The 25,247-nt window shown below is 59.2% G+C and carries 18 protein-coding genes and 9 pseudogenes; 3 read left to right on the top strand and 24 right to left on the bottom strand.

All coding sequences use genetic code 11. The features are described from left to right. From GCT19_RS37245 to GCT19_RS37220, 5 genes and pseudogenes are all read right to left on the bottom strand, one after another. A pseudogene (locus GCT19_RS37245) lies at positions 1 to 231 on the bottom strand (ISL3 family transposase); the annotation flags it as partial. Between the two features lie 575 nt (positions 232 to 806). Beyond that, positions 807 to 1,243 (bottom strand): annotated as a pseudogene (locus tag GCT19_RS43915) (transposase); the annotation flags it as partial. A 244-nt stretch (positions 1,244 to 1,487) separates the two neighbouring features. Beyond that, positions 1,488 to 1,580 (bottom strand): annotated as a pseudogene (locus tag GCT19_RS44925) (transposase); the annotation flags it as partial. Then, positions 1,565 to 1,984 carry a transposase zinc-binding domain-containing protein gene (locus tag GCT19_RS44920; RefSeq protein WP_152854714.1) on the bottom strand — a complete coding sequence of 140 codons (420 nt, stop codon included), beginning with the start codon at positions 1,982 to 1,984 and terminating at the stop codon, positions 1,565 to 1,567. The gene GCT19_RS44920 and the pseudogene GCT19_RS44925, both read right to left, overlap by 16 nt. Positions 1,985 to 2,358: 374 nt before the next feature. Continuing rightward, on the bottom strand, positions 2,359 to 3,264 hold the full coding sequence (locus GCT19_RS37220) for a trypsin-like serine protease (protein ID WP_018436464.1): 906 nt from the start codon (positions 3,262 to 3,264) through the stop codon (positions 2,359 to 2,361). Positions 3,265 to 3,631: 367 nt separating this feature from the next. Here GCT19_RS37220 and GCT19_RS37215 point away from each other — a divergent pair. After that, positions 3,632 to 3,889, top strand: a pseudogene (locus tag GCT19_RS37215) (transposase); the annotation flags it as partial. Positions 3,890 to 4,594: 705 nt separating this feature from the next. Here the strand turns inward: GCT19_RS37215 and GCT19_RS43030 are convergent. Continuing rightward, positions 4,595 to 4,741: a hypothetical protein gene (locus tag GCT19_RS43030; protein ID WP_193727498.1), complete on the bottom strand. Its 147-nt coding sequence runs from the start codon at positions 4,739 to 4,741 to the stop codon at positions 4,595 to 4,597. Positions 4,742 to 5,825: 1,084 nt separating this feature from the next. Here GCT19_RS43030 and GCT19_RS37205 point away from each other — a divergent pair. Beyond that, complete coding sequence (locus GCT19_RS37205; protein ID WP_026228891.1) at positions 5,826 to 6,920, top strand: porin; 1,095 nt, start codon at positions 5,826 to 5,828, stop codon at positions 6,918 to 6,920. Between the two features lie 343 nt (positions 6,921 to 7,263). On the opposite strand, the gene GCT19_RS37200 is transcribed toward GCT19_RS37205, so the two are convergent. Then, positions 7,264 to 7,482 carry a hypothetical protein gene (locus GCT19_RS37200; protein WP_018436460.1) on the bottom strand — a complete coding sequence of 73 codons (219 nt, stop codon included), beginning with the start codon at positions 7,480 to 7,482 and terminating at the stop codon, positions 7,264 to 7,266. 380 nt (positions 7,483 to 7,862) lie between these two features. Between GCT19_RS37200 and rpoD the strand changes: the two genes are divergently transcribed. Next, a complete protein-coding gene (rpoD, locus tag GCT19_RS37195) occupies positions 7,863 to 9,854 on the top strand; it encodes an RNA polymerase sigma factor RpoD (RefSeq protein WP_018436459.1) in 1,992 nt (663 codons plus the stop codon). 158 nt (positions 9,855 to 10,012) lie between these two features. Here the strand turns inward: rpoD and GCT19_RS37190 are convergent, their stop codons facing one another. The 17 genes and pseudogenes from GCT19_RS37190 to GCT19_RS37095 form a co-directional block, all read right to left on the bottom strand. Beyond that, a complete protein-coding gene (locus GCT19_RS37190) occupies positions 10,013 to 11,293 on the bottom strand; it encodes a hypothetical protein (RefSeq protein ID WP_018436458.1) in 1,281 nt (426 codons plus the stop codon). Between the two features lie 1,254 nt (positions 11,294 to 12,547). Beyond that, positions 12,548 to 15,691 (bottom strand): acetoacetate--CoA ligase, encoded by a 3,144-nt coding sequence (locus GCT19_RS37180; RefSeq protein WP_051106763.1) that lies wholly within the window; start codon positions 15,689 to 15,691, stop codon positions 12,548 to 12,550. 104 nt (positions 15,692 to 15,795) lie between these two features. Continuing rightward, positions 15,796 to 16,032 (bottom strand): hypothetical protein, encoded by a 237-nt coding sequence (locus tag GCT19_RS37175; protein WP_152854712.1) that lies wholly within the window; start codon positions 16,030 to 16,032, stop codon positions 15,796 to 15,798. 583 nt (positions 16,033 to 16,615) lie between these two features. Then, a pseudogene (locus tag GCT19_RS43905) lies at positions 16,616 to 17,227 on the bottom strand (EAL domain-containing protein). A gap of 11 nt (positions 17,228 to 17,238) precedes the next feature. Next, positions 17,239 to 17,532, bottom strand: a complete 294-nt coding sequence (locus tag GCT19_RS37160; RefSeq protein ID WP_152854708.1) for an EAL domain-containing protein — start codon at positions 17,530 to 17,532, stop codon at positions 17,239 to 17,241. 422 nt (positions 17,533 to 17,954) lie between these two features. After that, positions 17,955 to 18,201, bottom strand: a pseudogene (locus tag GCT19_RS43900) (SET domain-containing protein-lysine N-methyltransferase); the annotation flags it as partial. Between the two features lie 352 nt (positions 18,202 to 18,553). Further along, complete coding sequence (locus GCT19_RS43895; protein WP_321576933.1) at positions 18,554 to 18,853, bottom strand: ABC transporter permease; 300 nt, start codon at positions 18,851 to 18,853, stop codon at positions 18,554 to 18,556. Between the two features lie 6 nt (positions 18,854 to 18,859). Then, positions 18,860 to 19,162: an ABC transporter permease gene (locus GCT19_RS43890; RefSeq protein WP_018436451.1), complete on the bottom strand. Its 303-nt coding sequence runs from the start codon at positions 19,160 to 19,162 to the stop codon at positions 18,860 to 18,862. Positions 19,163 to 19,302: 140 nt separating this feature from the next. After that, positions 19,303 to 20,190 carry an ABC transporter permease gene (locus GCT19_RS37145; protein ID WP_217709413.1) on the bottom strand — a complete coding sequence of 296 codons (888 nt, stop codon included), beginning with the start codon at positions 20,188 to 20,190 and terminating at the stop codon, positions 19,303 to 19,305. Then, positions 20,187 to 20,915 carry an ABC transporter ATP-binding protein gene (locus GCT19_RS44685; RefSeq protein WP_018436450.1) on the bottom strand — a complete coding sequence of 243 codons (729 nt, stop codon included), beginning with the start codon at positions 20,913 to 20,915 and terminating at the stop codon, positions 20,187 to 20,189. The genes GCT19_RS37145 and GCT19_RS44685 overlap by 4 nt, the downstream gene beginning before the upstream one ends. 6 nt (positions 20,916 to 20,921) lie before the next feature. After that, positions 20,922 to 21,218: pseudogene (locus GCT19_RS43875) on the bottom strand (IS6 family transposase); the annotation flags it as partial. A gap of 23 nt (positions 21,219 to 21,241) precedes the next feature. Continuing rightward, a pseudogene (locus GCT19_RS45125) lies at positions 21,242 to 21,410 on the bottom strand (IS110 family transposase); the annotation flags it as partial. A 92-nt stretch (positions 21,411 to 21,502) separates the two neighbouring features. After that, a complete protein-coding gene (locus tag GCT19_RS37125) occupies positions 21,503 to 22,411 on the bottom strand; it encodes a LysR family transcriptional regulator (protein ID WP_018436449.1) in 909 nt (302 codons plus the stop codon). 909 nt (positions 22,412 to 23,320) lie between these two features. Next, on the bottom strand, positions 23,321 to 23,530 hold the full coding sequence (locus GCT19_RS37110; RefSeq protein ID WP_018436447.1) for a hypothetical protein: 210 nt from the start codon (positions 23,528 to 23,530) through the stop codon (positions 23,321 to 23,323). A gap of 59 nt (positions 23,531 to 23,589) precedes the next feature. Continuing rightward, positions 23,590 to 23,781, bottom strand: a complete 192-nt coding sequence (locus GCT19_RS43870) for a hypothetical protein (RefSeq protein WP_084598394.1) — start codon at positions 23,779 to 23,781, stop codon at positions 23,590 to 23,592. Between the two features lie 392 nt (positions 23,782 to 24,173). After that, entirely contained in the window at positions 24,174 to 24,344 is a 171-nt protein-coding gene (locus GCT19_RS43865; protein ID WP_018436446.1) for a hypothetical protein, read from the bottom strand. A gap of 364 nt (positions 24,345 to 24,708) precedes the next feature. Further along, positions 24,709 to 24,951, bottom strand: a pseudogene (locus GCT19_RS37095) (hypothetical protein); the annotation flags it as partial. Between the last annotated feature and the right edge of the window lie 296 nt (positions 24,952 to 25,247).

Raw genomic sequence — 25,247 nt, 5'->3', positions numbered from 1 at the left:
CGTGCGCACTTCGAGGTAGCAGTCATGCTGGAAAAAGTTCAGGTGCCGGTAACGCTTGACGATAGTGTCATGCACGGGATGCGCGCCGGCCACCTCAGGATGCGCGAAGCGGCTTCCGGCAGTGAAGTCGATCTGGATCGTCAGCAGCTTGGTGGCCGCGTCGAAATCGACGCCGCTCACGAACCACGGATCACTTACACCCAATGCGGCTTCGAACAGCTTGCTGTGCATGACCTGCCTTCGTCTTGATTATGCAGAAACCGGGACGATACCACCCACTGGAAATTCAACAGAGGCCGAAAATCGAAGGTCACTGAGCGATCACAAAAGGAGAATTGCTATCACGTGACATCGGCGGGCTGCATTATCCTCCGTCGCAACGCCACTTTGGACCGTATGGTGAATGCGATGTTCGTAGCGACCCAACGTACGATAGGAGTTTTGTTTTTGGCGGTTCACGTTTTTGGGGGCTCGGGAAAGAAAGACCAATCTCTCTATTCCCGAGAATTGAGGATGGAAGTTGAGAACGTACACCACTTGGGAACGTCGACTTCCGGTGCAATGTGAAAGCTCTTACTTCAGTTCGATACCGGACAACGTTTGTTCAAAGAGGATACACATCGATCTCCGCGATAACCGGTTAAGAGGTCATCTTATGCAGACAGTGCTTATCGTATTGGCAATTGCTGTATTAGCGTGGGCGTCCGACCATCACCGTTTTGTTAAGGGCTGGAAAGTGCACGAGAATAAGCGCGGGAGAATACGGAGAAGTGCTAACCAGCCAGGGTTGCAGGCAACCGCTGCTAGTCGCTTGCCAGACGACGGAAACGGTTGAGCCAGCCGAAGCTGCGCTCGACCACCCAGCAGCGCGCACCAGCACAAAGCCGGTTTTGCCCTCCGGCAGCTTGATGACTTAAGCTCAATGCCTTCGTCCAGTGCCGCTTGCGCGGGCTCTTCGCCAGTGTATCCGTGGTCGGCAAACGCCACCTTGAGCGTCTGGCCCGTTGCCTGCTGAACCTGCCGCGCCATCTCTCTGACCTGCGCGCGCGCCTGTTCCTTGCCCAGCGCACACGTACCGCGAGTAATTGCTTCAACCTGTCCACCGCCGTATGCACGCGCTTGGTTGACCTCGACGATCCTGAGCAACCCGGATGATGGAACGCAGGTCGCTCAGCATGGCCCCGAAACAGCTTGCCTGAATCCAACGCTGCGTCTGCTGATTGACCAACTCCCACGGTGGAAAGCCGTCGTAATGCTTCAGCCTCTACTGCGACAGCGGCGGGCGTTTGATATACCGGCCAGGGTAGTTCACGTTGCGGATATGGCTGTCCGACGATGGCGCAAAATGGACGATCCATGGCTCGCCGTAGTGACGATCCAGCCAGCGGCTCCACGCCACTTTTGTCGGGCACTACGTTTTCAGCTCCTGCGGCGGAACCAGCGCGTCGTAGATGCCGCAACAGATCGACGATTCCGTAGCGCCACATCGGCATGACCTGTGCCTTCACGAAATACATCGACTTCCACTGCTCGCCGTCGGGCGTTAAGCCCCCGCAGGTCACGCTCAGATGGACATGCACGTTCCATTGCAGGTCGCGCCCGAACGTGTGCAGCGCCGTGAAAAACACCCCAAAGGTTGGATCCGTGTCCAACTTTTGGGGTGCAGTTCAGTTTGCGGGCTGGGCGCCTTCAGCAGCGCGCGGTTCAGCCTGAATACCTCCCCCAGCGCCGAGGGCATCGTCAGCCTGATGTGCTGCCAGCGCGTTTGCGGCGGCCTCGCCGTTTGCGTGGCGATCCATTGGTCCGTCGCCTTCTTGCCGCACGTGGGGCAGAACCGGCTCTTGCAGCTGAAGCACACCTTCTTGCGATGCGGGCAGGCTCCGTTCGAGCAGCAGTGGCTCGCGTAGCCCATTACTTCCAGTCCGCAAGCCAGCAGGCGCACCACGTTGTCCACCACCGCCGAGCGGATCTCATGCTCATGCATTTTGAAATACCGCCACCAGGCCTCGCCGGTCTGCAGCAGCTGTTTGATCGGACTGACGGTTCTGATGATCAGTACCTCCCCGCGACACCTCCGACTCTACCATCCCCCGCTCGCGGGCAACGGCGCGCTTGCCAGCGGCGTCGGCCTTCGCATACCGACGGTTCTAGTTGCCGCGCAGCGGCTTACCTTGTTCTGTAAGGGACTGCTGGGTTTTTGTAGGGGCGACTCAACCACATAGCAAAGCGCCGCACGGAGGCGGCGCTTTGCTGACTGAAAAGCTACTCCCACTACCCACACGGAATGCGGACGACACGGCCGACGTCATGAACGGCGCCCGCTCGGCTTCATCGGGCAGTGGGCCGCGACCGGGCACCTCACTCGTCGTCGGTCGGCGCCAGTTCCCAACCGGCGTTTTCACCGTTGCGGGATAGCGGATTGACCTCGCCGACATCGGTGGGTAGGTCGGCCGGGGCGAAGTTGTAGCTGTAAAGCTCGTACAGCACCTGTTGCATTGGCGTGTAGTAGACGATGGAACGGCCGACAGGCTCGCCGGAGGAGATGATCCCGATCAGTTGCCGTTCGTAGGTGACGACCGGTCCGCCGGAGTCGCCGTTGTCAATGCTGCTGAGCTCGGACGAGTGCGCGGCATTGATGTGCTCATAATTCGGTCTCCAAACTCCCTCCTCGAGAGACATGCCTTGCCACACGCAGCGGACTCCGGTGCGCCAACCGCTTGTGCAGAACCGTTCATACGGCGCGTCCGACCACCCGGTAACAGCAAGGCGCGCTTCCTGCCCGGCGCGCGGCATGAAGACCTGGTTATTCGCAAGGGGCGTATAAGTCTGGACCGGGCTGCAGAAGGCTGCGCTGTGAGAGGTGGAGGCGCATTGCAAGGACCTCGGATTCGGCTTGGGCGATACCCGCACAAGCTCGATGTCCGAGGTAGCCGACTGCCACACGACGTTGCCGATGGCAACGGTACCCACCTGGATGGTCGCGTACATCGGCGCGCAGTGCTTGGCAAGCACGAGCCATCGTGTGGCACGTTGGTAAGGCGTCAGTCTGTGGAGGATGCTCTTGGGCACCAACACCGCCCCTACGCTGCATGATCCAGAGGGAACGCTGACCTTCGAGCCAGAGATGACCGGCAGGACGGCGCGGTCGGGATTGCGAGGCTGCACGACGTCCGGGGTTTGCGCCGTGGCGACCGAGGATGCGAAGGTCGTGGCGATGCCCATTGCGAGGGATGCCACACGCTTTTGCAGTGGTAAGGTTTTCATCAGGGATCGAGTCCTCTCAGGGATGTCGGGATCGGGGAAAGTGGTGGTTCGCGAGGCCCATTTCAGGCCTCCGGCTCGCCTTCGTCGGCACCATGCCGGCCGGGGCGCCGTCGGGGCCCATCTCGGGGGCCTGGGTTCAGCAGACCAGTTCGTTCGGGTTCGTCTGCATGTCTCGCTCCTCAGGGACATGGATTTTTGCCACTTTTATCGGCGTTGTTGCATTTAGTCCCCACGCAGCGGCTTACCTTGACGACGAAGGTAGGCACAGCGCTCCAGCACCCCCGTTCGGGGGAAACATACCTTTGGTGCAAAAAATGGCGGTTGGGTCCGAAAAGATTCAAAAAATCAAAGGTCCTGAGGCCCGGTGCTGTTATGCGTCTACGCACTGCGCGACGAACTGAAACAGCTGTGCTTCTGCCGCAAACCCGCCTCGGCACAAAAGGCCTACGAGCGGTGGTTCAAGCAAGCCCGGCAAAGCGGGATTGCCGCTCTGACATTGTTCGCCCAGCGTCTGCAAGGCTATTGGCAGGGCTTGGCGGCCCGTTGCCGGCGTCCGTTCAATACCAGCGTTGTCGAGGACATCAACAACACCATCAAGGTCATTAAACGTCGCGCTTACGGGTAGCGCGACGAGAAATATTTCTTCCTCAAAATCCGCACTGCGTTCCCCGGTAGTCCTCGAGGAACCAGAAACTTGCCAGTAAGTCCCTGCAATTCCTACACCTCGATTTCCACCGGAAGCCTGAATGTTCAACATTCCGCGGATTGTTATGAGCCAACTCGATAGAAGCACTGCGTAAATGCGCGGGTCATGCAGAACACGTCCGCCGAGGACTGCTGGCTCCAGCCTCATCAATCTCGCTAAGATAAACATCGACTTGGTGAGTCAGTTTGGCCAGCGCACCTTCGCTTCGGACATCGGCCAATGTCACATTTCACCTCGCGCCGCTGAGGAATGTGGGACTTCATTTTGTCATTACCTAGTTTCTCGTAGGCATTATGCGAAGCTCAATGACCAGTCGCTTTGCTCCGCGGCGTGACTCCCATGCCCATTTTCCCCGCTGGGCCCGCAGTAGTAGGTAGAAGTATCGAAAGGGTCCGCAGGACTTGGAATTGAGTACATTTGGATCGGAACCTCAGTCGCCTGCGCCGCCACCCCCATTAGAGCAATGGACAGCAGGCCACCACATAGCACTCGCTTCATATTTTTCATAGGCACTCCATATTGGAACACGTTAATACACCGTAATTTATTTGCCCTCGCCGCACTGGCCGCCGCACGTTACGTATCTTACGAAATTCTCTGCGCAATCACTAGAAGGAAGGGGCATCAAATATATTGATGCCGATGCTGCTCATCATGGAGGTCGGTGCTGAGAGATCGTGGCGCGAGCTTGTCTTTCGAGGCATGAGGAAAACCAAAGGTATCCGTACGTCCCGCATCCACGTCTTTGCAGTCTTGGCGGTCCTTTTCCATGATCTTCGAGGTTCCATTGCCTGCACTAATTGCTGGCTTAGGCTCCTGCCGCTCTCAGTATCCGGCTGTCTGAATTGCTCAGGCACCTCTTCGCGATGCTTCCGGGGCGGCGGAAAACGGCTCCTACTACACGACTCTCGCATACCATTCATAACGCTTGTGAAGTCGGGGGGGGCTTGAGATCCCCATCAAAGATTTTCCTAAAGGCATAAATTGTCTTTATTTGATATCGCCCCTGCTATTGAGGTATAAATTACGACAGCGATTTATTGGGGATCAGAAAATGCAGTCTATTCGAAAAAATAGGCCATTGTTATCACCTAAGCAGTGGTCACTTTCCGCAGAAAAACGTAGCATTGAATGTCTTATTGCGCGTTTTTGTGATGCATATCTACATGGCAGTTTGCAACATAGAGGAATGCAGGCAATGACGAAGAGCCGGCCAGTTGCTGTCCAGCATTAACCGTGAAAAAGGGAGTTTCCACACGATCTCGCCCCTCAACTGCCGATCGAGTAGCCTGCGTTGCAAAGGTGGGGATATTCGAGTGGAATAGTCGTTCTCAACTGCTGCCGCGGCACATCACAGCGGCTCATCGGCCATTCCGTTGGAGCGCGGGAATCCTCGCTGGTCAGTGCCTGATTGTCATATCCAACGGCAGGCACTACGATCACCGAAACTTGGGATCCCGCGATTCTTCTGTTGTTCCGTCGACAGTGTGCATCGCCGTTAGTGACCAAATGATAACTACATTTTTCCATCGAGCGAAAAGGGGGCAGCGCGGTCGCGTCACTGTGTCTGTCCTGGCATTCTCCTGCCTGTGGCAGGAGTCAGATCTCTTTTCGTTCCTGTATCGGACAAACCGGGGTGCGAAACCCCACGGAGCCGCACATGAACGTCACAGTCACCTCCTTGCGCCAGCCTTTGCGGCTGGCAACATCATCCGGATCCCTCCGTCAATCGATCTGCCGATCTGACTGGCTTCGATCCGTCGGCACTTTACCGGCAATCTCGCGTGGCACCCGTGTGCTTTGAGCGCATTGGTGCGTTCGGTATTTTCCGCCCCACTACTCCTTCGATTTGATCATGAATCAACTTCACTACTGCTCGTTGGCCGGCGCATTGCTAGCGCCCCTCAGTTCTACCTGCTCAGCCCAAAGCGTCACGTTATACGGTGCACTCGATGCGGGCCTCGCCTACGTCAGCAACGTGGATGGACATGCGCAATATCGCGCGACGTCGGGATTGATAGATGGCAGTTTCTGGGGGTTGCAAGGTGCCGAAGATCTGGGCGGCGGAGCCCGAGCACTTTTTCGCATGGAGCGAGGCTACTCGGTGACCTCGGGCGAAGGATTCAACGATCATCCGATGTACGTGGGACTTCAATCCGAGACCCTCGGGACGCTGACCCTCGGCCACCAATACGACCTGATTCACGACTATTTCGCGCCGTTCACGCTGACAGGGGGAACCGGCGGTACCGCGCTCGCGCATCCGTTTGACAACGACAATGCCAACAACTCCTACCTCGCCGCGAACTCCGTCAAATATGCAAGCGCCTCTCTGAACGGGTTCAGCTTCGGCGGCATGTATGCATTCTCCAGCACTGCAGGCCGGTTCGCGCAGAACCGTGCATACGGCATTGCTGCGAACTACGGCAATGGCCCATTCAATGCCGGTGTCGCATGGATGCACAACAACGGACGCGGCCTCAACGAGGTCGGTGCCTACTCGCCATCGGCATTGCCCGGCAGCGGTCAGACAGTGATCGACGCCAGTGTTCAAAAGCAGGATGCGGTCGCCGCCGGCGCGAGTTATGCGCTCGGCGATGTGACTCTGGCAGGGGCGTGGTCGCGTTCGATCTACACAGGCGTTGCCGATGCGGACAGCGGCAGCGTTTTGCCGTCGATCGGGTTCAGTAACTACGAGATCAGCGCGGTCTGGCAAGCTTCGCCCGCCCTCTCGCTAGCGGGTATGTACGTGTTCTCCGACGCTTCTTCGGCGCATTGGCACCAGGGCGCGCTGCAGGCCGTCTATCAACTGTCGAAGCGTACGGACGTGTACGCGGAAACGATCTATCAGCACGCGTCATTGGGCGCGCCTACCGTGATCAACACCAACGATCCGTCAAGCAGTCAAAACCAGTTGCTCGTCGGCACGGGCATCCGGCACCGCTTCTAGGGCTGGATGATGTCGGCTTACGACGCCGCGAAGCGCGCAGCACACGACGCTACTCCGCAACCAGTTGTTCGTTTTGAGCTGAACCGGCCGCTTGCCGGATAGAACGGACGCTGCATATGCGGTCAACGACTCGGCGCGCCGCGCTGAATTCGCCCGTCAAGGCATCGACTTCCGTGTTGAACGGCCGGCCGCTGCCGATATCGAAGCGCGGCGCAAACGCCGCTGCGGTGTTCCCACTTTGCTGGCCGCTGTCGTCAAATGAATTGAAAAGATTGCGACTTACACGAAGTTGTCTCTAAATCTTTGGGCGTTGTCGCCGGTTTTGCATAGCCGGGGTGGCCGGTTACTGCTCGATGAACATGCGCCACTCCGGGAACTGCTCGAAAAAGCTCTCGCCCACATAGACATGATAGACAACGGGCGAATTCGTGCTCGACAAGGTATGGGGCGTACTGAAGGTGGAAAGCCCTAGGTCAATGCCGCTGGTGCTCGCCCATGCAGTCAAATCGTCCAGCAGGTTGCCCGCTTCGTCGCGCGATACTCGCAATTTGATCGGCTTCATCGCCAGTTCCGCAGATGCTCAAGATCGTCGGATGGATATCATAATCGAAGCGCCGGGTAAGTCATACGCGGGGCAACCGGGAGATGCCCGTGGTGCTCGATCGCGCGCTTTCCGGCATTAGCCTACCTCAGGCAGGTCCGCCGGGTCCTCATTTGATCGCGGTCCGTGCCAGCCGAACAATTCGCGGGATTGGTGCGGTGCAGCAGATGGTGTTACATTGCTAGCCTTTCCTCCTCGTGCGCCGCGTTTTGCGCTTCCCTATCGCACGCTGGTTCTGCGGGCCGTGTTCATTGCCCGTTGCGATCCTTCATCTCGTGCCTGCCCCGCAGCCGGCAACCGCTGGTTTCGCGATCGCCGGGCAAACCCCTTCAGGAGAATGTATGGCAAAGGTTGATCCGTGCAATTCAGGTCCAGATACAGCTGCATCAGCGCCGAAAGCGTCGGCCCGGCGCGCATCGAAGAGCAAGGCAACCGCAGGCCTGCTGCCGGTGGATACAGTGTCGCCGGACGAAGAGCAGCAGCGTCAGATGCGCGCACTCATTCAGCTCGGAAAGAAGCGCGGCTACCTGACTCATGCCGAAATCAACGATCACCTGCCGGACAACTTCGCGCAGACCGCTGCCATTGAAACCATTGTCAGCACCTTCAATGACATGGGCGTCGCGGTCTACGAACAGGCGCCTTCAGCGGAGGTGCTGCTTATGAACGATGCGGCGCCGGCAACCATGTTGGATGACCAGGCCGACGAGGAGGCGGAAGTGGCGCTTTCCACCGTCGATTCGGAATTCGGGCGTACGACCGATCCCTTCCGCATGTATATGCGTGAAATGGGCGCGACCGGATTGTTGACTCGCGCGGGTGAGATCGAGATTGCGAAGCGAATCGAAGGCGGCCTCCAGGAAATGATCCGGACGATTGCTGCGTGCCCGGTTACCGTCTCCGCGCTCCTTCTGAGCGCGAAGCAGATTGAAGCCGGTGAACTGCGCATCGACGAACTGATTGACGGAATCAATGAGGAAACCGAATCGGTCGAACAGTCGTCGACGGATTTCGCTGAAGCGCCGCACACCGAGCAGGCCACAGCTGACGATGACGACGACGGCGATAAGCAAAGCGAGATTGAAGACCGGGACACGGCGAGGGCGAACGAAGCGCGCCTGAAACAGCTCACGAGCGACAGCCTCGTTATTTTTGCCCGGGTGCGCGAGCTGTTCGAGCAGATTTCTGGTTCCCATGCTGTGCAGGGTATGGGGCGGGGAGCTGGCGCGGACCTGCGTGAAGCGATCCAGCGCGAGTTGGCGCCCATTCGCTTCACGGCGCGAACGATCGATCGGCTATGTAACGATGTGCAACAGCAGGTCGCACAGGTGCGCGCAGTCGAGCGCCATATTCTGCAAATTGCTGTTGATCGATGCGGCATGCCGCGCGAGAAGTTCGTCGAGTCGTTTCCGGGACGCGAAACTGATCTCGCGTGGACTGAAAGCACGGCGGCAGCGTCGCGCGAGTACGGCGCCGCCCTCGAACGTAGTCTGCCGGCGATTCAGGCTGAACAGCGGAAGCTTCTCGATATCGAAACGAAGGTGGGGCTGCCGTTGCAGCAGTTGAAGAAGATCAACCGGCAGATGATGGCGGCGGAGTCGAAGATGCGGCAGGCAAAGCGCGAGATGATCGAGGCCAACCTGCGCCTCGTGATCTCCATTGCGAAAAAATATGTGAACCGCGGCATGCACCTCCTGGATCTCATCCAGGAAGGAAATATCGGCCTGATGAAAGCCGTCGACAAATTCGAATACCGACGCGGCTGGAAATTTTCAACTTATGCGACCTGGTGGGTGCGGCAGGCAGTCACGCGTTCGCTTGCGGATCAGGCTCGCACGATCCGGATTCCTGTTCACATGATGGAGTCGATCAACAAGCTGAACCGGATTTCCCGTGAGATCCTGCAACAAACCGGACGCGAGGCTCATCCTGCGGTGTTGGCGCAGCACATGGAATTATCGGAAGAGAAGGTTCGCGCCATGTTGAAGATTGGGAGGCAGCCCTTATCGCTTGAGACGCCAGTGGGTGACGATGCTGATGCGACACTTGGCGATATGATCGAAGATCCGACGGCGACGTCGCCCGCCGATGCGGCCGTGCAGGCGAATCTGCGCGCCGCGATCAATACGGCGCTCGACGCATTGTCGCCGCGTGAAGCGAAGGTGTTGCGGATGCGTTTCGGGATCGATACCGCATCTGACTGTACGCTTGAGGAACTGGGCAAACAGTTTGACTTGACGCGCGAACGGATCCGGCAGATCGAAAGCAAGGCGATGCGAAAACTGACGCATCCGAACCGCACCGCCAAGCTACGACCATTTCTCGACGATTAAGGCGCTGACGCGTGCATTGGAGGCTTGTGCCGTTTCGAAGGGGGGCTTGAGCAGTCAATTGTCGACCGGATAGTTGCGGTCCGATACCTCTGGGTCAGGGCGGGCCCGATGCGCGTCGGGCTCCGCGGGACAGTGGGTCATCGTCCGCTAGCGCCGACTCACAACAGGACTGCCTGCTGCAAAAGTTCCAGAGCCTCCAATTCGTCCAGCCGTCCTGTGCGCGCCTTTCCTGCCAACGTCTTGATCAATGCTTCCGCGATTGGCGCGATGCCGTGGAGATTTTCCAGGCTGGTGACCGAAGCGGGGAGTGGGACGAGGTTTTGCTGGGAGATTGCGGCGGGCTCAAGTGCCTCAGGGGTTGCCGATATGACTGTAGGCAGCTCGCCGTCATTTCCTTCAGAAGAGGGACCGGCGGCCTCGGCATGCGCATCGCTTATATGATCATGCGGACCGACGACGATTGCCGTGTTCTCATCTGCGACGTCCGCTGAAGCTGGCGAGACATTTTCCGGCTCGACCGGGACGCCCGTCCGCGCGCGTCGCGTGTGCGCCTTCGGATATGCGGGTTTGCCTGGCGCACCTTTCTTCGTCGCAGGCTCGACCGACACCTGTTGTGCAACGGATCCCCGACTGCGCGAAGCAGGGGTCAGCAAACGTAACACCGACTCGGGAATTTCCATTTCCGAGCGCGGTGTGTCCAGCCAGCCAGTCGGCAAACCAAGACGCTCCGTGAAACGGTTCGCCTCGGCATCGTCCATGCGCTTCTTGCCATATAGCCGATGGGCGGTATTGGACTTAGTCATCGACATGACGACACCGAGGCGCGCCTTGGAGCCGTTGCGACCCGTGAGAACCTGGAGGTTCTGCCGTCGAATGTTTTCAAGCGTGGCGCTGTCGTTTAACGCCAGCGGTTGCTGCCGGGTCGCTTGAGAAGAGGCTCTGGGTTTCGATGATGAGCGTTTTCCTGCCGCATGGGCGCCTGTCGGTCTGGTCAACTGGCCTCGACTCTTTTTGACGGTCACTGGCGACCCGCCCGTTGCTTTTTTTGGCATTTCCGTTTCCTCGGACAGGTTGTCTGCAAGAATGGATTGTTGGCCGCCGTTCGGGGCGGAAGCCGGTATGCGCGTTTGAGACGCAACCTCGGGTTCGCTGTCTGTTTTGATAAAGTCGAGCGGTGACTTCAGACGGGCGATGGTTTCGGGCGCGAGGGCAGGATGGGGCTGGTCAAAGAAACCATGCGGCAGTCCAAGCGTGGTTTCCATATGAAAAGCGGTCTCGGGCGTGAATCTTTCACCCTTCATCAATTCAGCAACTCGCGTCATGTTCGAGTCGAGTCCGAGCGCGATATTCTCTGCACCCACCGCATCGACGAGAAACTGGAACGACCGTGTTTTGAAGATTGACGCAGTCTGAGTGGAGTCTCGAGGAGGCGCCTTCAAGTATGGTTGTCCCGGCCGGTTGGACGGAGACTTTTTCGCGTGGCGAGGTTGGCGTTGTCCGCTGTCCCGAGGTCCCGCAAATCGTCCGCGGGGTTGACCCATAAAATGTGGCTCCGTGCGATCGTTGATGTTTTGGCTGGTGAATTATAGACGAGAGGCAATGTTCGCATCGGATGCCAGCCTGCCCATATAGGGACGGTATACGAGCCGGAAGCGAGCTTCGGGACCGCAACGATGAGCATGGGTGGGTTCAACGAATCTACCTTGGCCTTGGCCGCGCATCGATCTGCAATGCGAAAACGATCGCAATCGGGCACCCATCTATGCCGCCAAGGCGCGATGTTCAGATATCAGCGCGCGCTGTGTCTGTATCAGACGCCGGAGAATTCGCGCATCGGACTGTCTGCGTTGCAGCAGGACATGCCGACGCAGCATTGCTGCCCAGCATAGTTCGACGGCATCCCGACGCGCGGCAATGACATTGCGTACAGCATCTGGGTGTCGTCGGCGGCTGCCTCGTCGACTGATAGAGCGTAGTCGACAAGAAGCTCGCCGCCGGTTCGATAGGGACGCGAGCGTGAATGAACACCCGGTCGCCCGTTTCGATGGCGTCGCTGCTGCAAAGACGGGCTCCGGTCTCGAACCTTGGTGAGTGGGTATTTTCAGGGATTTCGGAAATATTCCGGGGTTTCCATCCAACACCCGATCCAACAGTCGCCCCGGAAGCGCGAGATAGTGAAAAAAGTCCGACAGCTAGCGCAAAACAAGGGCGCCGGCATCACCCGGCGGCGTCTATGATTTCTGCCTCGATGTATGGCGTGAGAGGAAAGGCCAAGTGCTTGGGCGTCGGACAGATCTGGCGGCTACTTACCCCCAACCGCCGTCCGAACTCGTGTCACCACGATGGCTACTTTCGCGTGAGGGGCGGTCATCAGTCCGCCGAGCTGTCCTCAAGCGCCTAGCGATAAACAGGCTAACCTGAAATCGAAAGCGAACTCGGGATACAGACGCTGAAACTCGTCCCGTGCCCGGTTGATTTAACATCTATTGTTCTGGGATGGGCCTTGGCAATGCAGCGGCAGTGTAGAGGCCAAGGCCCATGCCTGTCGCAGTCCCCGCTAGATTGTGAAGGATCGCTCGTGTCATCGGATCAAACAGCGTAGGCAGCGCTCTTTCCGGTATCTGGTTAACGCGGATGAAAACGGTTGGTGCTGGTCGCGCTCTGCCACGCGGCGGATCGCGACCAGCGATCGCCTAGGCGCACGCGACGCCTCCGAACGGAGGAAACCCGGATCGCGATTTGTCGCTGCTGGCCAAGCGCCGATCCAACGCCGCGGCCACGACCTGCACATTCGGCTCGGCGATCATCTCGAAGTGGTCGCAAGACACATCGACGACATCCAGCCCGCCGCGAGCGACGTGCTGCCACAGCGTCAACTGATTGTTACGGTACGACAGCGTGGACGTCGCGTGCACATAGACGATCGGTCCAGCGTGATAGGGCCTTGGCCGATACGTCGTCATCGCTACCCGCAACGTCTCGCGCACCGTCCGTAGTGCCGGCGGCATCATCGCGTTGTGGCTATTTGGGCGGTGTGCCATGCGTCCATTGCGCATGCGCAAATAATCTACGACATTCGCGAGTCTGTCCTTCACGTAGTGCGTAAGTTGCGCCTTGGGGACGGCGCGCAGCCTGCGCCAGTGCCAGCCGAGGAAGTCACGGTTGTGCCGCAGCCAGGCCCGCCACGGGAGGCAACGCTCGTGCGCATAGGTATCGATCAGGCACAGCAATTCCATTTGCTCGCCGGCGCGGCTTAGCTGTTGCGCAATCTCGACCGCAATCAATCCGCCGAACGAGTAGCCCGCCACCGCGTAGGGTCCCGTCGGCTGCACGCTGCGCATCTGTCCGATGTAGCTGGCCGCGATTTCGTGAACGCGCCGTTGTGCCGGCTGCTCGCCGTCGAGGCCTCGTGCCTGCAGCCCGAACATCGGGCGCGGCGTCTGCATCGCCGCGATGAGCGCCGAGCATTCCATGACGGTGCCGCTCACCCCGTGTACCAGGAAGAGCGGTGTACCCGTGCCTGCTCGTATCGGTACGACCGTCGGCGAAGACTGCGGCACTCCGGGCTCATCGATTGCCGCGGCGAGGCGCGCAATGGTCGGTGCGATGAATAGTGTCGCGAGCGGCAGCGTGCGCCCCGTCGACTCATTCACACTGGCAAGTAATCTCGCCGCCAGCAACGAATTGCCACCTAGTTGGAAGAAGTTGTCGTCGCGACCGATCGGAGCTATGTCGAACAGTCTTTCCCAATGCGACTGCAAGTGCCGTTCGAGATCCTCCCGGGACTGGCCCACCGGCGCCAGTTCGCGCGTTGCCGAGTTCAGCGCCGGGTGACGCCGAATCGCGTCCAGACACTCGGGATTGCGCAGCGCCGCCGTGTTGCGCACCGGCAGGCCGCTGATCGCGTTGCGTGCGGCCGCTTCCGACGGCTTGCCATTGTGCGTAACCGGCAACGCATCGACGGCGATGATGCGGTCGGGCACGTGCGCCGGAGATGCGCGACGTGCAAGGTCGCGGCGCACACGGGCGGCCAGCGCTGCGTTCAGCTGGAAGCCTTCGCGCAGCACGAGCATCAACACCGTACGCTGATCCGTTGGGGCTGCGTTCGAAGAGCCAACCGTCATATTGCGCAACGACTGCTGAACGACCATCGCGTCGCGGATTTCCTCGATGTCATCCAGTACGCGATAGATCTCGACCGGCCCGACGTTGACGCCGCGCACGTTCAGGACGCCATCGGTGCGGCCATGCAATCTCGCAGTGCCTTGCGGCGAAAACTCGATCAGATCGCCGTGAGTCCAGACGCCCGGATTGCTCGCGAAATACGCGGCGTGAAAGACTGTGCCGTCCGTGTCGCCGAAGAAGCCGAGTGGACGTGACGGAAACGGGTTCGCGCACACCAGTTCGCCGATCCCGTCGACGGACTCGCCCTGCGAGCGGGCCTGAACGTCAAGCGCAAGACTCTTGCATTGGGCTTCGCCTGCGTAGACCGGCAGGTTGGGATTGCCTAGCACAAAGCAGCCGATGATGTCCGTGCCGCCCGAAATCGACTGCAAAGGCAGCGGCTTCACGTGATCACGCACCCAGGTGAACTGTGGGTCGAACAGCACTGCGGCCGTCGACATCATCGCGCGCAGGGCGCTTAGATTGAGCTGCCGCCCTGGCATCAGCCCAGCGTCTTCGCTCATCTTCAGATAAGCGGGACTTGTGCCGAACACCGTGGCGCGCTCGTCGGCAACAAGGCGCCATAGCGTATCGACCGTCGAGATCGGGCCATCATAGGTGACGATTTCGACGCCGGACGCAAGCGCCGACAACTGCCAGTTCCACATCATCCATGCGCAGGTGGTATGGAAGTACATCCGGTCGCCGGGCCGCAGATCGCTATGCAGCCGATGCTCCTTCAGATGTTCCAGCAAAGTGCCGCCCGCACCGTGCACGATGCACTTGGGCTTCCCGGTGGTGCCCGACGAGAACATGACAAAAAGCGGGTGGTTAAACGGGAAGCGCCGCCATTCGAACGATGCGGCGTCGCTGTGCTCGACCAGTTCATCGAGCGAATAGATTCGTTGCTTGACCGCATCTGGTAGGGCGCCATCGTCGAGACGGACAATACATTCCAGCGACGGCAAAGCAGCCGCCAGCTCGCCGATCTTGGTCGCGACCGGTACGCCCGTGTCGAAAGTCTGCGCCGCTGCGTGCGCGAACAGCAGGCGCGGCGAGAGCGGTGTGAAACGATCGAGGAGCGTCTCGACACCCATCTCCGGTGCGGCCGTCGACAGCGTTGCACCGAGCGCGGTGACCGCCAGCGCAGTGACGACCGCTTCAGCGTCGTTGCGCATCACACACACTACGCGATCCCCCTGGCGCAGTCCCAATTCCGTGAGTGCATGCGCGAGACGCGATACGCGATCGCGCAGCTCACCGCGAGTCAGATGCACTCGCCGGCCATCGGCGTGACAGGCTGTCAGCGCAGGTGCCTCGGCCCTTGCTACCGACAAGCTCAAGAGGTTGTCGGCGTAATTCAGTTCGAGTTCCGGGAAGAACTGTGCGTGCTCGCATTCGTCGCCGACGCACACGGGTTCGAGACTGCCGGACCAGTCAAGACCTTCAGACCATTGCACGAAGACTTGCCAGAACGTTCGATATGCCCGTACCGAGAAATCGTGCAGCGTTTCGTAGCTGTCGAAGATCTGGCCCGTGTGCGCCTGCAAGGCTGCGGTGAACGCGGTCATTTGAGAAGTGGCGGCGCACTCGGGGGTATTGGTGAAAATGGGGGCGCGTTCCGGGATTGCACCGGGGTTAGGCGACGCACAGGGCAATTGCAGGCGATCCATATTTCCTCCATGCAAATGCAGAAAGAGACGGATTTAAGATGCCCGTTTATAGTCAAATTAAAGCTATTGAGCCGCCTTCTTTTTCTATTGGCGAAAACGTACTTTTAGAAGCGTTTATTGGGCACCTGAACCTTGATGAAAGCACTGTAACCTGGCACGGCGGAGAACGATGCTAAAAGGTAAATTTGCCAACGCTTTTCGCGTACGTGTTGCTTCAGATCAATCTTCCCGTACGCTCTCAAACGGGCAAGCACGCGGGAAAATGCGCCGGCCATCTGAACCCAATTGATCCCTTTAGCATGGAGGCCCGGATGCAGCGGCTCATAGAAGGTGACGATCACAGGGAGGTGGCGAGGCCAATCCAAAGGCGTCTCAATTGCCCAAAGATAGCCCTGTATGACCATCCCCCCGATTGGGACGCGGTGTAAGCGGATGTCAACGGGAGATGAAGTGGTGACACAACTGGCTCAAGCACGCGACGAGTCTTGTCCAATTCAATTTTCGGCGCTTGCGCCGCTTCCAGTACGCGAGGTCGAGCGTACTCGCCAAATCTGTCAGCAAACGAATCTGTATTATCCACCGACGAGATCCTCGGATTAACCTAAAAACCGCAGGTAAAAATTCGTTATCCATCACCTTGCGTTTTCCCGGACGGAACGGGTCTAAACTTTGACTTAATGAAACAATGGATGCATCCAATGCGTCGTTGCAGTGAGGAAGACCGATTATGATCGCGTTGGAATAATCTTTGAACTGTTGCTATTATATTAGGTCGTTACGTTATTGACTTTGGCCTGACCCACGAAGAGTTCCTGAGGTGTTAGTGATATCAAAGTCAACTACATGTTCGCGCAGACATCGGCAGGGTGAGGAGGAATTTAGCCAGCTACCTCAAGGACTAAATTAACTGCCGCTGTGCCCGATTCACAACTGAATGCGAGACGCCAGTGCTCTGAAGCGAGCAATTAGGGCCGCTGCGGGCATGGCTTTGCCATAGAGGTAGCCCTGCAAGTAGTCGATGCCCATGTCCTTCAAAGCGTGCGCCACCGAGGCGGTCTCAACGCCTTCAGCAACCAGACGAAGGTTGAGTGTCTTGGCCGCTCCGACCAACGTTTTGACCACGACTCGCGAAGTCTGGTCGACCTCAATTGCCTGGACGAACGAACGGTCCAGCTTGACCGTCGATATTGGGAAGGACGTCAGGTACGTCATGTTCGCAAAGCCGGTGCCGTAGTCATCCAACGCGATGCGACCCCCGTGGCCACAATCCGGTGCAGAATACGCTGGGTCTCCTCGACATCTAGCACCATCGCGCCTTCAGTCAATTCCAGTGAGAGCCGCCCGGGATGCACACCCGTTTCGGCGAGCGCGCGCGAGGATGTCTTCGACATCATCGTGCTCGAGCTGGCGTGGACTGACGTTCACGCTCATGAAGAGTTTGTCCAGCCCTGCCTTTTCGAATTGCTGCAACTGCGCGAGTGCTTCGCGTAACGTGAACGCACCCAGCTCAATGATAAAGCCACTGCGCTCAGCCACTGGAACGAAGTCTACCGGCAAACAAAGGTGCCGCTGGGCTGCCGCCACCGCATTAGCGCCTCGCAACCCTTAAGCTCGCCGTCGGGGCTCACCAAGGGTTGGTAGTACACCATGAACTCGCCGTTCCGGTACGCCGCCGCCAAGGCTTCCTGCTCGGCCACCGCGCCCTGCGGCTCGTACTTAGCCAGCTTGTCCGTTTTCGACAGGTCAAGCCCGACTATCCAAAGTTTGTGCGAGTCGACGGCCCGAAACACCTTCGCCTGAAACGGCACCCTGCCGCCATTTTTCGCGCGGAACGCCACCATTATTTCCGCCAGTTGGCCCGTGCGGGCGCGGCGAATCGCGTCCCGGAAGCGGGGCGCGCTGCTGACCCTCGACGAGCGACACGACGTCGCGCCGCCGTGCGAGGGCGCCGGGCGCCATCATTGCAAATGCTCCTGCGCTGGCGTACTCAATTGCACCCTTTTCGGAGACGAGAAAGGCCGCGTCCGCCGCACACTCCGCGAGTGACAGTGAACGTTCAGTGCGCCGACACAGGAGCGCTCCACCGAAAGCCGGCCCGCAGCGGGGCACGACCAGACATGAGTACGGTTCACGGGTGGCTTCCGACCGTTGATTTGTCTGACTATAACCCATTTCATCACTGTACCGCACAGAGCGCGGCCAATTCGCTGTCCGCCGGCCTGAGTACAACCAACGGCAACGTGGCATCACTGTCGACGTTGAAGTTGGCGGAGCAGGTGTGATTCAGAAAGCGGGCGCTGTTGCCACCCCGGTTGCCGTCGATCACACGCCTACAGACCGAACGCGAACATGTGCCCAGTCTCCGAGCGTTGACGAAGGGCGGTGCGCGGCCAACTGGTCAATTCCCCCTTGTACTCGATGACGCTGTAGCTCGTGGCGAGCGGTTGCAGCGCGAACAGTCCTCTGCCATGCATGGGAGAACGTCGCGCGGGGATGCGGCGCAATCGCATGGTGTCGCCTCCGTCGGGTGCGTCGGTCAGTCAGGGCGATTGGTGGCGCGCGGAACCACATCGCTTTGCCCATTTTCATTGTTTGTCTTTTCTGTCAATAGTGCAACTAACGGTCAAGACCCCCATACCACCATGTTCGGGCTTCGCCGCAAGGCCCAACTGACAAAAAGATCACCAAGCCGGGTTGCAGTCGCGCCGGGATGCACGTGGTTAGCACCAGTTAGCGAGACCTGACTGCTCAGGTCGGGCGGCCGAAGCAACGAGAAGGTCGCACGCCACTGCGCGCACGCCTAGCGGTTCATCGACCGTAAGCCGTAGATCTTCTCGACCGCCAGGAGAAACACGATTGGTATCAGCATCTGCACGTACTGATCGCGGCGATGGAAGGATCGAACTGGTTTTGCAAATACGACAGCATGACGACAGGCAGCGTCGTTGTGTTGGCGCTGCCGAAAAAGTAGGACACGCCGAGGTTGTCGAGCGAAATCAGCACCGAGAACAGCGCGCCGGCGAAGACACCCGGCGAGATCAGCGGCAAGGTCACGTGCCAGAAGCGTCGCCAGATGCTTGCGCCCAGCACCGACCCCGCTTCGCCGAAACCGGGGTTCAGGTTCTTGCATGCGGCGATCGTCGTGCGCAGTACATACGGCACTGACACTCACGTGTGCGTGATCAGCAACGCGGCGAACGAATTGCCGATGCCGAGCTCCGACAGGTAGTACAGCGACGACAGCTCGACCACCAGCGGCGGCACCGCGATCGGCGACAGCAGGACCGGCGTCGCCGCATGACCGATGCGTGAGCGCGTGTTCGCAAGCCCGAGGGCGGCCGGCACCGCGAGCATGATCGCGAGCGCGGTCGATGCGCCGGCCAGCAGCAGGCTCGTGATCAGCGAATCGGTGAACGGCTTGTATTCGATGAAACGCCGATACCAGCGTAGCGACAGTCCGCCGACCGGCACCGCGACCGATTCGTCAGTGTGAACGACGCCAGCACGAGGATCACGATCGGCGCCAGCAGGAACACGACGAATAGCGCGATATACAACGCCAGCGCGCCGTTGCCGAGCTTTTCGAACAGTCGGGAGCTGGGTGAGCGTGCTCATCGACCTGCCGCCTTGCCCCGGCCGATCAATCGTCCCTGCGCATACAGGCAGATCAGCACGATGATCAGCAGCAGATTGCCCGTCGCGCTCGCGAGTCCCATGTCCTGCGACTGGCTGAACTGCTGGAAGATCAGAAGCGGCAGCGTCACGATACTGCCGCCGCCCAGCAGTAGCGCACAGATGAAACTGCCGTTGACGATCATGAAAACGATCAGACACCCGGTGATGATCCCCTCGACCGACAGCGGCAGCGTCACCACCACGAACGCGCGTAACGCGCCGGCGCCGAGCACGCGCGCCGACTCTTCCAGACGCTGATCGACCGAGCGCAGCACGGGATGATCGACAGCACCATGAACGACACCATCACGTGCACGTTGCCGACATAGACGATCACGGGGCTTCGCGTCATGCGCAGCGGCCGCTCGATGATCCCCAGCGCGAGCAGCGTGTCGTTGATGAGACCGTGGCGCGCGCGCAGCACGTTCCAGCCGAACGTGCGCATGATGCGACGTGAGAAGCGGCATGATGAGCACGAACATCAGCGGGCTCGCGAAGCGCCCCGCACGCCGCACCATGAACCACGCGACGGGGTAGCCGATCACCAGACACCACAGCGTCGTCAGCACGCTGACCCTCAGCGTTTCGATCATGATGCCCACGTAGTACGGATCGGTGAACAGCTTGTGGTAGTACGCGAACATGAAGGCGGAATGGGTGCCCTGAATCGCCGAGATGCCGACGCTGCGCATCGCGTTTTCGTAGAGCGGCATGCCGAAGAAGGTCGCCAGCACGAGGAGCGCCGGCGCGCACAGCATCGCGTACGGCGACATCCATCGACGCGTGCGGTGGCTCGCGTGCGGCAGCGTGGCGAGCGTGCTCATCGGGCGTCCCCTTCGCCGGGTTCGCGCTCGAGAACGACAAGATCGTCGGGGCCAATCGACACACTCATCGGATGACCCGCGTCGAGGGCCGCTGTGCACGCAGCCTGCTGATAGACGCTGACGGTCTGCCCGAGCGAGGGCGCATCGATGCGGTACGCGTGCTGCGAGCCGCGGAACACCCGCGCGGCGACGACCCCATCGAAGCGGATATCGTCGGGACGCGGGTCGCCGACGCGCAGCTTTTCCGGCCGCACCGCGACTTCGCCGCTCGCGCCCGCCGCGAGCGGGCGGTTCAGCGCATGCGCGACGCGACACGTAGGCGTCGCAGCGGAGCGCACGTCGCCGCGTGCGTCGCGGATCGCAATATCGAGCCAGTTGCGTTCGGCGCGCACGACCGAAAACGGCAGGATATTGGCCGCGCCGAGAAACTCCGCGACGAAGCCAGTGCGCGGCCGGTCATACACTTCGTTCGGCGTGCCCGATTGCAGGATGCGCCCGTGATTCATCACGACCACACGGACGCTCATCGTCAGCGCTTCTTCCTGGTCGTGCGTGACCATCTCGCTCGTGATGCCGAGCTTGCTCTGCAGCGACTTGAGTTCGAACTGCATGTTCTCGCGCAGATTCCTGTCGAGCGCGCCGAGCGGCTCGTCGAGCAGCAGCACCGATGGATTCGTCACGATCGCCCGTGCGAGCGCGACGCGCTGCTGCTGTCCGCCCGACATCTGCGCGATGCGGCGCTCGCCGTAGCAGATACGGTTCAGCGCGCAGTGTGACGCACCTCTCGTCAAGGTGCTAGGTTGAACCGGGCTTGCGCCGCGCGGCTTTCACCCGGTGCGCCAAGCTCTTGCCGAATTTCTCGCACCAGCATCGGATCGTCTCTTAGCTCACGGTCACCCCGCGCTCAAAGAGCAACTCCTCGATATCGCGCAAGTGCTCAACTGAAAGCGGAAATAACAGCGTACCGCGCAACTGATCACTGCGGTGGGAAAACGGTGGCCGTGATAAACCGATTTCGATCTCTTCATCGCACGATCTAACCGGTCACCTCGCTAACCTGACAATGCCTCCGCCTGAGCTGCGTAACTAGTTTCGCAATGGCTCCAGGGGTTTTCACGATTTCGCCTACATACCGCACCTCGCCAGCCGTGTCGGCAACCCGCCACGGCAATCGTTTCCTGATGTACATCCAAGCCCACGTACTTGCTAAACTTGTTCATGACCTATACCCTCAATGCGGCTTTGAGCCGCCGTGTAACCCACCTCAAGCTTAATCCGCGTACCTTGAGTGCGGCAGGTCCATACCTGATGTCTAGGCGAAGTTTTGCGCCTCCTCGAGTAAGATCTCGCGCATCCAGATGCTTGCAGGATCACCATTGTGTAGCGAAGGCCATTGAATTGCTTCGGTAAATGAAGAAAGTGGCAGAGGCACTTCTGCGATCCGCAGAGGGGTTAGTTCTGAAAAGTGCTCGGCCAATCTCAAGGGGAGCGTAGCGATACGGTCGGTACGCGACAGGATGGAAGGGACGACACTGAACGTGGGCACGACAACCTCCTCGCGCCTTTTCAGACCGAGATCGAGCAGGAAAAACTCTTCGATCGAGGGCCTGCGCGCCCGCCCGAACCTCACCGTTACGTGTCCCATCGACATGTACTTCTCCAGCGCAATGCGGTGCGATAGCTGTTTATTTGTCGGACAGCCTACGCAAACGAGCCTCTCCTCAAAAAGAGCTGTCTTGGGATGGGTATCTGCCAGCAGCAACTCCGGCAGGAGCAGAAAATCGACTTCGCCGCGCCGAAGTAGCACACCGGGTTCATCATCTGGGAAAACGAACTCGAAGCTAACAGAGGGCGCCTCCCGCGCAACGCGTTCGACGACCTTCCGGAAATAGACGAGCGTCATAAAATCGGACAGGCAGACCTTGAAGCGGCGATGAGATTTGCTGGGCTGGAACGCGTCGCGCGAAATGATGGAAAGCTGTATGTGCGATAAGGCCTCCCGAACCGGTGCGACGAGTTCCGCCGCGCGCGCTGTTGGGACGAACTCGCGGCCCCTCATGACGAACAGGTCATCTCCGAAATAGTCACGTAGCCGTGCAACGGCAGCGCTCATGGCAGGCTGGCTCAGATTGACGTATTGGGCCGCGGCCGTCAGATTGCGCTCTGTCATGAGCGCATCCAGCGCAACCAGAAGATTGAGATCCAAGCCCTTGAAACGCATATTCAAAAATCCGTCTTATGTGTGACCTAGGTCGGAGCACTTGATAACACTCTTCCGAAGGCCGCAAAGTTGCTGCATTCAAAATTAAGACAATGCTGATCAATTCCACCGCTAACGATTGCCATGCGTTATAGCGTGGACATACAACGGTAAAATGCAGAAACGATGAAGCAACTGACCGGGGCGATGGCGGTCGATCAATCCGCAGGATTCGGAGCGCAGCGCTCACCTACGCGACGCGAACCGGAACATGTCGTTTATGAAGGTTTGCAAAGTTTACGTTCGCTTTGCCAAATTCAGCCGCATTTACGCTGCTTGTCCCAGCGTAGCCTTAACGTCCGTGTGTGCAACGACCAAGCGAGGCGGAATCTCGGCGCGATTCCGTCAGACAACTGGACCGTCCGAGGCTCCATGCGCGCCTCAATAGCGAATCCGCGATAACGGCCGACGATATGTTTCACTGGTTGACCCCACACGATTTCGCGAGCAAGCATCTTTAGCACGGAATTGCCGGGCTCGCCGAGACCGCTGCGACGATTGCCGCGATCGACCGGTGCCAGGTACCCGGCGTTTTCTTGCCGATCGCCTCAGTGGGCAACGGAGCAACTGCGGCGACCGCAGGTGTCTTCGTGTGCGTCAGCGTCCGTGACCATCGACATCCGGACGTGCACTGAAGCGCGGCTCGTCGATCCATGCGGCGAGCCAGTCATGGAGTTGTCCCCAATCGTCGGCAAGGTCGAGTTCAAGTGCGTGTAATCCGCTGTGACTACCGTCGTCGCCCTTGCCAATGCACGCATAGATTGTCCGTGCGCCATTCCACCAGGCGACCAGGCCATCGTCCCGGCGGGTAACAAGACTAGCAGGTGCGACAGGCGGGCATCGAACTCTTCGAACCTCATCGCTCGCGTCTCAATGCACGGAGCCGAAGAACGCCATCGCGCCTTCGGCTGGCGTCAGGCCCGCCCTGAAGTACCCCTCAAGCCGGTCCGCGATCGCTTCGTCGAGCGTGAAGGGCGGATGGATGTAGCCCACATTGAACGCATGGTCGTACCAGTCGCTAAGCCACGCGCGCAATTCGATCACATATTGAGGTAATGTATTCAAAGCGTCGTCGTGCATGCAAGTCTCCCTTGGCTGCGGAACGATCAGGCTGCCTTGCGGCCTATCCCCATCTCCGGTCAGCGCCTGTCCGGCGGAAACACATGCCACAAAAAGAAGAGGGAAAGCGCCCCGGTTGGCCGCTCGATCCGAATGCGCACACGGCACGTTTCGCCCGAGCGGGAGCGTTCCAGCAGCACGCTCGCTGTCCGGTCACGCGTCGAGCAGGCAAGTCTTTCGACCTGAGAGCGTAGCGATGTGTTGCCCGCCATGATTTTCCCGACAATGCATGATGAATTGATGCTACGGTCGATCGATGCGCGCGCCCAATCGGCGGCGGCGGAATGTTGCCTCAGGAAGCGCTGATTTCAGCCGTCAGGGTTTTCCGAATTGGAACAGCGTGAAGGGGTCGCTTCACGAAACGGAAAAAAGCACTTTAGTCTGAGCCAGGGGCGGCGAACCCGATCAAGTACCAGGGTGCTGCGTTGCAGGGAACGTACAAACTAGGTCCGGGATTTCCCGCGAACTAGCGGCCTTCGTCGCGGACGAATGGAATGATGCCCTGTCGGTAAGCGCTGTGATCTCGTCACACGGTCTTGCATGGCGTCCGGCACTTGCTCGCCGCGAAAGGTTGGCTTCATGGGATTCGTGCAATCCGTATGAGTCAGTTGCCCAGTTCGGCGAGTCCATGAACATCGCCCTCGCGCTCGACCAGGCGCAGACACGTGTCCAGCTTCTCGCTGCTGCCGTCAAGCAACCGGTCACCCAAGGCCCGGTCGTTCGACTTGCCCAGCAAGTTATGTAGTACATGGTATGCCACAAGAAGGTGGTACATGGAGCACGCAAATCATTCGCTCACCCTGACAGCGACGGGCACGGCGATGCAGATCCGCAATGGCCAGCCCGAGTTTCTCACCGACATACGAAAGCGGTATGCCGTCAGGGGGCGCTTCAGAAAACGGAAAATAATCTATGATCGCCCCCGTTTTTGCAACGCTGAATGGATGCATGGATGGCTTGCGTAAATCTATTCGGCGTCGTTGTGGGGATCGCTCCCCGCGCCACGATGAATTCGCGCCTGACAGTCCTAAAAAGCACGTCGGCTTTGCGGTAAGCCGATATTTTCCACAGGGTGTCCGTCAGGCCGGTGTGCCGTTCATGTCATCAGCTTCAACAGTCGCAAAACCAGGTGGGACGGTTCAAATTGAGGTCTCAGGCCTCAACATGGTGGTGTTTAGAGTGAACGAGGCATGGTGCGCCGACAATGCCCACGCGATACGCGCGAATTTGTTGGCCAGTGCACAAGCGACCACGTTGGAATGCCGCCTAGCAAGCATCGAACGGACCCACTCGGCCAGTGGACCAGCCTTGTTGGAAACCCTGTGCATGTAGGTCCGTGCGCATTGAACGAGGAGTCTACGAATATTCGCGTCCCCCCTCTGATATGACTCCCGGTGTCAATCGGGATCGGTTTTGAACTTTGCATTCACTGTCATTTCCGATGTTTCCAAATTCCCTGAGGGCGGCGTAGCAGTAACTCTCGACGGTGGATCACGCTGATATTCGCGGGTTGGGTACCGCATTACGGTGGTCCGTCTCATGAGCCTGCCGCTGACTTGCTTCGCAAGCCGACCTGATGTCGTTGCTAAAAGAGGACGCGGGTTGCTCGAATACCGGGCTGCGCCGCTCTCAGGAAACTCTCCGCCTGCTGTATGAGTTCCATGCTTCGCGGATGTCA

Source organism: Paraburkholderia atlantica, assembly GCF_009362785.1.
Classification (GTDB): domain Bacteria; phylum Pseudomonadota; class Gammaproteobacteria; order Burkholderiales; family Burkholderiaceae; genus Paraburkholderia; species Paraburkholderia atlantica.
This window is presented reverse-complemented; position numbering and strand designations above follow the sequence as displayed.

Coding starts and splice junctions, on each gene's coding strand:
- GCT19_RS44920 (WP_152854714.1), bottom strand. CDS start 1,984: ATGCATGAGCATGAGATCCGCTCGGCGGTGGTGGACAACGTGGTGCGC.
- GCT19_RS37220 (WP_018436464.1), bottom strand. CDS start 3,264: ATGAAAACCTTACCACTGCAAAAGCGTGTGGCATCCCTCGCAATGGGC.
- GCT19_RS43030 (WP_193727498.1), bottom strand. CDS start 4,741: ATGGAAAAGGACCGCCAAGACTGCAAAGACGTGGATGCGGGACGTACG.
- GCT19_RS37205 (WP_026228891.1), top strand. CDS start 5,826: ATGAATCAACTTCACTACTGCTCGTTGGCCGGCGCATTGCTAGCGCCC.
- GCT19_RS37200 (WP_018436460.1), bottom strand. CDS start 7,482: ATGAAGCCGATCAAATTGCGAGTATCGCGCGACGAAGCGGGCAACCTG.
- rpoD (WP_018436459.1), top strand. CDS start 7,863: ATGGCAAAGGTTGATCCGTGCAATTCAGGTCCAGATACAGCTGCATCA.
- GCT19_RS37180 (WP_051106763.1), bottom strand. CDS start 15,691: ATGGATCGCCTGCAATTGCCCTGTGCGTCGCCTAACCCCGGTGCAATC.
- GCT19_RS37160 (WP_152854708.1), bottom strand. CDS start 17,532: ATGGTGGCGTTCCGCGCGAAAAATGGCGGCAGGGTGCCGTTTCAGGCG.
- GCT19_RS37145 (WP_217709413.1), bottom strand. CDS start 20,190: ATGAGCACGCTCGCCACGCTGCCGCACGCGAGCCACCGCACGCGTCGA.
- GCT19_RS44685 (WP_018436450.1), bottom strand. CDS start 20,915: ATGTCGGGCGGACAGCAGCAGCGCGTCGCGCTCGCACGGGCGATCGTG.
- GCT19_RS37125 (WP_018436449.1), bottom strand. CDS start 22,411: ATGCGTTTCAAGGGCTTGGATCTCAATCTTCTGGTTGCGCTGGATGCG.
- GCT19_RS37110 (WP_018436447.1), bottom strand. CDS start 23,530: ATGCACGACGACGCTTTGAATACATTACCTCAATATGTGATCGAATTG.
- GCT19_RS43870 (WP_084598394.1), bottom strand. CDS start 23,781: ATGGCGGGCAACACATCGCTACGCTCTCAGGTCGAAAGACTTGCCTGC.
- GCT19_RS43865 (WP_018436446.1), bottom strand. CDS start 24,344: ATGTACCACCTTCTTGTGGCATACCATGTACTACATAACTTGCTGGGC.